Genomic DNA, 6,226 nt, shown 5'->3' on the forward strand with positions numbered 1-6,226 from the left:
TTGCAACGGTGAGCAAACCAGGCACGTACGAAAACTGCTCCAGCGCGTCGAGGAACGCTTCTCTAAAGGCTGCGTTGGCTCAAGCGACCTGCACGCTCCAATACAACAAAGCGCGCCGGCATCTTCAACGTCAATGCACGGTCAACTGCACGCCTTGAACGATCAATTCGGCACGCGTGGCTGAGTGCTCGGATACGCGATACGTCACGCCGTCCACTTGCGACTCGACTGGACGTGACCACTCGCCATTGGCGACATTGTCAATATGCGTGCTGTATAGATTGAGTGTGTCGGACGCCGAGCCTTTCACCATCATCTGCGTCTTGCCGTCCTGCAGGAACAGGTCGATTTCGCCCACGTTCAACATGTCCGAAATCGACATTTCCAGCGCGTTCTTGTCACCGCTCGAATCGATCGCTTCGATGCTCGAAATCTTCGCCGCAGCCGTCTTGCGGCCAGCGAAGTCAAGTCGAGGATCTGATGCTTGCCGGTCAGAAAAGGCAATCCGCGCACGCCAGAAAGTCTGTAGCGTGAATGCAAGGTGATGTACCGGATGAATCCGAGGAGGTTGGCTGGCGTAGAGAGACAAAAATGCGCAGGGGCGGGGGTGCGGGGAAGGACAGCGGCTAGATCCGAGCCGGTCGGTACGAGGTGACGCCGAGGTCGAAACTGCCAAGTTGCGGCATGCTCCTCGCGCGTGAAGTCCTATTCAACGCGCTTTTGGTCGAGCGTCCGATGACCCGCGGAAGACGTCATCATGACGATGCCCCTCCCTCATTCGATCTTCAATCTTGCTCTGACGTCCTCAAGCGTGCGGGTCAGCAGAAGACGCATCGGCTGAAAGGGCCGAGATAGCCAACGCTTGCGCATCGCCGGGATTGGCAGAATGCGTATCAGCGGCGTTGCTCACCGCTGCCCCACGGCGCGAGTTGAACACATTCGGTGGAAAAAACGGCACGCCTGGTTCCCCGTTGCCCCCGGACGCGCTCGTGGCCGTGGCCGGCGCAAAAGCGTCGTCCGCGGACATAGGCGCCCCCTCCAACGCCTTCACCGTAACCGCAAAATAGCTTGCAACGCTTCTTACGCCGTAGCCAGTGTCCTGCGTAGCGGAGAGATCGTGAACGCCGTCAAAGAGTGGACTGGAGAGTTGCAGCGTCCAACCGCCCTGTCCATTCGCCGCAGCCACGCCGAGCAAGGCCGTGCCGTCATGCACATCGATAGTCGCGAACGGGTCGGCCCTGCCCGAAATCAGCGGCTTTTCATTGTCGATGACGCCGCCGTTACCCACGCCGTCCACGTCTGTAATCACCGCAAGATAAATCACTTCATGCGCGGAGGCCATTTGTTCGATCCCTTCAGGTGGAAAAACGGTGTTTGAATAACCTGCAAGTCCAGCTAGACAATTCATACGCGGGGTCGTCGCCAATCCATCACCCGGCCAACCGCTGGTCACACGCCGGTCAAATCGCTAACTTACACATTCGGCGCAACCCAATCCACTCAAACCCTGCAATAGGGAATTGCGCACTCGCGGTCCATAAAACACGCCTTGCACAGGCGACGTTTCAAAAAGAAGCCGTTCCGGAAGTCAGGAACGGCTCGTTTCATACCTGTGCTTTCACCGGCTCGCCTGTCTCGAGCGCGAGCGAGTGTCCACCTTCAATGTACGACGATCTGCACGCCTTGCTGCACCAGCAAATCGGTATGCGCACCTGCGTACTCGTAGACGTTGTACGTGACGCCGCCCGCTTGCGCCGTGCCATGCTGCTCCCACTCGCCTTCTGCAAGGCCGGCAATGTGCGCGTTCGACAGATCCACCTTGTCGCCATCCGTACCGTTCAGCATGATCTGCTGCTTGCCGCCCTTCTGGAACAGATCGGTATCGCCCTGATCCAGCACGTCCGTCAACGAGGGCTTCAACGTGTTCGCAGTACCGCCCAGCTCACTTACGTCCATACCCGAGACCTTCACCGCCGCAATCTTTTCGGATAACAAAACAAAATCCACAAGCTGATGATCGCTCGTCGAGTGTTGCGTGCCGGCTGCCATACCGTGGCCTCCGTCAATATGCTCGGCCAATTGCGTTGAGTACGCTGCCGGCTTCGCTACGAGGTCCACCGCGTCATGGCCGCTGACTGCGCCATTCGCGTTGCTCACACCTGAAGCCATGTGCTGCTCCTGGGTCAGCACACCTTGATCCTGCGCAACAACATGGGTGTCGCCGGCCAGGCTTAACGCCCGCACGCCTTGCAGACCGCTTGCAGTTTCGCCGGTGATCGTGCTGGCAGCCTCGGATAAACCGCTGACTTCGTGCGCGGTCGCCGCAACAGCCACGGGCGCCGCCACCACAATGCGCGCGGGTTCCGATGAAGCACCCCAGTTGCCCGCGGAATCGACTGCGATTGCGAAGAAGGAATGCACCGCATTCTTGAGGTCGATGCCAGGAGTGAGCGACCACGTACCGTCGGTTCCAACTACGGCAGTACCCAGCAGCCTTACGCCGTCATAGACATTCACGGTTGTTCCAACGTCAGCGGAGCCCGCGATCACTGGCCTTGCGCTGTTTTCAGTACCCCCGTTGGAAACACCACCGACAGATGTCACAACCGCTTGTGAGGGACTTGTTGTTTGAATTGTCATTACTTTCGCCTTTTGGTGCGGATAGATCGGTGATCGGAACGCCTTGCGCCCAAGGAAGGCGGGCGCCGATCGACACAAAAACACATTCCCGAAGGGCGTGAATTGCGCCTTCCGAAAATGCAGCCGGAGCATGAACATTGGCTTTCGATCCAGATATACGAAATGTCTTAAAGCCGGCGACCTGCGGCAGTTTAGTAAGCAAATACTTATTTTGAGGATCTTTAGTTTCGACTGCCACGCACACGGCAAAAAGCCGTTCCAAAATGACCTGGAACGGCTCGTATTACACCCTTTGATTTCACCGGCTCAGCTACCCCAAGCCTGAGCCGGCGTTCAGCTTCAATGCACGACGATCTGCACGCCTTGCTGAACCAGCAACTCGGTATGCGCACCCGAGTGCTCGTACACGTTGTACGTCACGCCGCCCACCTGCGTAGTGCCATGCTGCTCCCACTCGCCTTCCGCCAAACCGGCAATGTGCGAGTTCGACAGATCCACCTTGTCGCCGTCCGAGCCGTTCACCATCATCTGCTTCTTGCCGTCCTTCTGGAACAGGTCGGTTTCGCCCAGATTCAGCACGTCCGTCAACGAGAGCTTCAACGTGTTCGCATGGGCGTGCTGCCGTCATACAGCGTGACCGTGTTGCCCGGGTCGCCCTTGCCGCTGAACTCCGGCTTCGGGTCATCGGTCGTGCCGCCAGCGGGAACTGCGCCCGTGACGGGGCCGACGTGGTCTGTTGCGCCGTTGATCACCGGCGTGTTGGGCTTGCCTGTGTCGACCGTGAACTCGATCGGCTCCGACGGCTTGCTCGTGTTGCCTGCAGCGTTCGTCTCGGCTGCCGTGATCTCGTGATCACCATTGGGCAGGTCGTTAGTCGGCTTGATCTTCCAGTCGCCGTTGTCGTCTACCTTGGCGCTGCCAATGGGCGTGTCGCCGTCATACAGCGTGACCGTGTCGCCCGGGTCGCCCTTGCCGCTGAACTCCGGCTTCGGGTCATCGGTCGTGCCGCCAGCAGGAATGGAACCCGTGATCGGGCCGACATTATCAGTCGCGCCGTTGATCACCGGCGTCGACGGAGTTGTTGTGTCGACCGTGAACGGAATGGGCGAGGTCGGACCGCTTTCGCCGGTTGCGTTCGATTCCGTCACGTGGACGTCGTGCGCGCCATCGCTCAGGGCGTCCTTGGGCTGGACCGTCCACTTGCCAGTGGGGTCGACCGTCGCCGAACCAATGACCTTGTCGCCGTCATACAGCTTGATAATGTCGCCCGCCGTACCCGTGCCGCTCATGGCCGGCTTCGCATCGTCAGTGGTGGTGCCCGCCGTGATCGGACCCGTAACCGGACCTATGTTGTCGGTGAAACTATCGACAACCGGGGGGGTCGGCACTTGTGCGCCGGCAGGAAGCGTGACTGCAAACTGCGCGGAGGTCGCACCCCACACGTCGCCGTCCATGGAAACGGCGGTGAACGTGTGCTTGCCTGCTTTAACCGTAAGCGAATCAGGCACGGTGAAGGACCATGTGCCGTCCGTGCCGACATCCGCGGTACCGATCAGCTTGACGCCGTCATAGACATTGACTTTGGTACCGGCATCGGCCTTACCCGTAATGACTGGATGATTATTATCTGCCGTACCACCGCTCTGTGCTGACCCGACTGACGTAATGATTGCCTGGGACGGTGCTGTGGATTGAATCGCCATTTCTATAACCCTGTTTTACTAAGAAATCGATGGGACGGAAATCCTTTCGCAAGACGAACGATTCGTGCCGGCCCGACCAAAAACGCACGGGAGCAGCCGTTACCCGGACGACCCCCAACGTGATTCGCGATCTTGAGTAACGATCACGCGCGCACACACACGGGACCTGCCCTTGAATGCAACAAGGAGCATTTCCTGGATACGACAACGCCCCGCCCGCACTGTCCTGTACTGGATTGATGAGGTGATGAGGGCGCCAAGCGGGCAGACTATGAAGGCGGTCAAACGCAATGCCGGCGAGCGCTTTACGGTATAGAAAAGCAAAAGACCGGTCCAGCGCGGCGCTGAAACGGTCTTTTTCTGAGGTGTGGAAACGAATTATCGATTCAAACCGGGATTGTTGAGATTTTTTTGATTTCTATCCCGACGCGCTGAAGTTCGCTCCGATCCAACTTAGCGATCCTTAACTTCACTTAATACTTTGCTGACAATCTCTTCAGGCGTCATTGCAATATCCGCTTCAATGGCTTCATCTGTTCCAGGCGGTTCCAGCGTGTCAAGCTGGCTTTGCAATAAAGCCGGATCGAAGAAATGGCCTTTACGCGTTTTAATCCGTTCTTTCAGCAACTCCGGCGTTCCCTTCAGGTAAACAAAAGTCACGTCCTGATTGCCGTTGCGAAGAATGTCGCGGTACACGCGCTTGAGCGCCGAGCATGCATACACTTCGGTCGAACCCGCCGCCTGTTTTTCTTCTATCGATGCACGGATCGCCTTCAGCCACGGCCACCGGTCATCGTCCGTCAAGGGGATGCCCTTGTGCATCTTGTCCTTGTTCGCCTGGCTATGAAAACTGTCGGCGTCCGCGAAACCGCAGCCCAGCCGCTCTGCCAGCATTTCACCAATCGTGGTCTTGCCGCAGCCCGACACACCCATCGCGATCAATATCATCTGATTCTCCTTACACGACCGACGCCAAAGCGAAGGTCAGACCCAAACCCATCACTGAAATGATCGTCTCGCAGAGCGACCACGTCTTGAACGTCTGCCCGACCGTCATGCCGAAATACTCCTTCACCAGCCAGAAACCGCCGTCGTTCACGTGCGAGAAAATCAACGATCCGCAACCCGTGGCGAGCACGAGCAATTCCGGGCTCACGGCGCCGCCGGCCGCCGCGGCGATCGGCGCGACGATCCCGCAAGCGGTCGTCATGGCGACAGTTGCAGAACCAGTCGCAAGACGAATCAGCGCCGCGACAAACCAGCCGAGCAGCAACGGCGACAAGTGCGCAGCCGATGCCTGGTGCACCAGTTCCGTGGAAATCCCGCTTTCGCGCAGCACATTGCCGAAGCCGCCGCCCGCGCCCACGATCAGCGTGATGCCGGCAATCGGCGCAAGACAGTCGCCGCAGAACTTCTGGATCTGCTCGCGATTGAATCCACGCGATGCACCAAAACTCCAGAAGCTGAACAGCACGGCAACCAGCAACGCCACGTCCGACGTACCGACGAACTTCAGCAGGTTGTTCGGCAGGCTCTTCGGCGTGGTGACCAGGTCCGCCCAACTGCCGATCAGCATCAGGATCACCGGCAACAAGATGGTGAACAGCGTGATGCCGAACCCGGGCAGCTCGCGCACTTCGCCTTCCTTGCGGTTATCGATGAATTGCGCCGCCAGCGGATTGTTTTCCGGCAACTTGATGTATTTTGAAACGAGCAGAGCAAACAGCGGACCCGCGACCACGGCAGTCGGCACACCTACGATCAGGCCATAAGCAATCGTGCGGCCAATGTCCGCGTGATACGCCTGCACCGCGAGCAACGCGGCCGGGTGCGGCGGGATCAGGCCGTGAACCACGGAAAGGCCGGCGACCATCGGCATGCCG

At 58.7% G+C, this 6,226-nt stretch carries 6 protein-coding genes and 1 pseudogene (1 of these 7 cut by a window edge); all 7 read right to left on the reverse strand.

The features are described 5' to 3' along the window. Positions 1–130 precede the first annotated feature (130 nt). Entirely contained in the window at positions 131–382 is a 252-nt protein-coding gene (locus ACFFAR_RS17780) for a hypothetical protein (protein ID WP_174364609.1), read from the reverse strand. Positions 383–805: 423 nt separating this feature from the next. Then, positions 806–1,342: an Ig-like domain-containing protein gene (locus tag ACFFAR_RS17785; RefSeq protein ID WP_375508203.1), complete on the reverse strand. Its 537-nt coding sequence runs from the start codon at positions 1,340–1,342 to the stop codon at positions 806–808. A gap of 317 nt (positions 1,343–1,659) precedes the next feature. Continuing rightward, positions 1,660–2,778 (reverse strand): Ig-like domain-containing protein, encoded by a 1,119-nt coding sequence (locus tag ACFFAR_RS17790; RefSeq protein ID WP_375508204.1) that lies wholly within the window; start codon positions 2,776–2,778, stop codon positions 1,660–1,662. A 201-nt stretch (positions 2,779–2,979) separates the two neighbouring features. After that, positions 2,980–3,240 (reverse strand): hypothetical protein, encoded by a 261-nt coding sequence (locus ACFFAR_RS17795; protein WP_062169241.1) that lies wholly within the window; start codon positions 3,238–3,240, stop codon positions 2,980–2,982. Next, the gene (locus tag ACFFAR_RS17800) at positions 3,237–4,343 is read right to left on the reverse strand and encodes an Ig-like domain-containing protein (RefSeq protein ID WP_174364606.1); all 1,107 of its coding nucleotides are present in this window, start codon (positions 4,341–4,343) and stop codon (positions 3,237–3,239) included. Before ACFFAR_RS17800 ends, ACFFAR_RS17795 begins: the two co-directional genes overlap by 4 nt. A gap of 453 nt (positions 4,344–4,796) precedes the next feature. Then, positions 4,797–5,291 carry a gluconokinase gene (locus ACFFAR_RS17805; RefSeq protein WP_375508205.1) on the reverse strand — a complete coding sequence of 165 codons (495 nt, stop codon included), beginning with the start codon at positions 5,289–5,291 and terminating at the stop codon, positions 4,797–4,799. A 10-nt stretch (positions 5,292–5,301) separates the two neighbouring features. Next, positions 5,302–6,226: pseudogene (locus ACFFAR_RS17810) on the reverse strand (gluconate:H+ symporter); it runs 456 nt beyond the window's last position.

It is taken from the genome of uncultured Caballeronia sp. (assembly GCF_964243625.1).
Classification (GTDB): domain Bacteria; phylum Pseudomonadota; class Gammaproteobacteria; order Burkholderiales; family Burkholderiaceae; genus Caballeronia.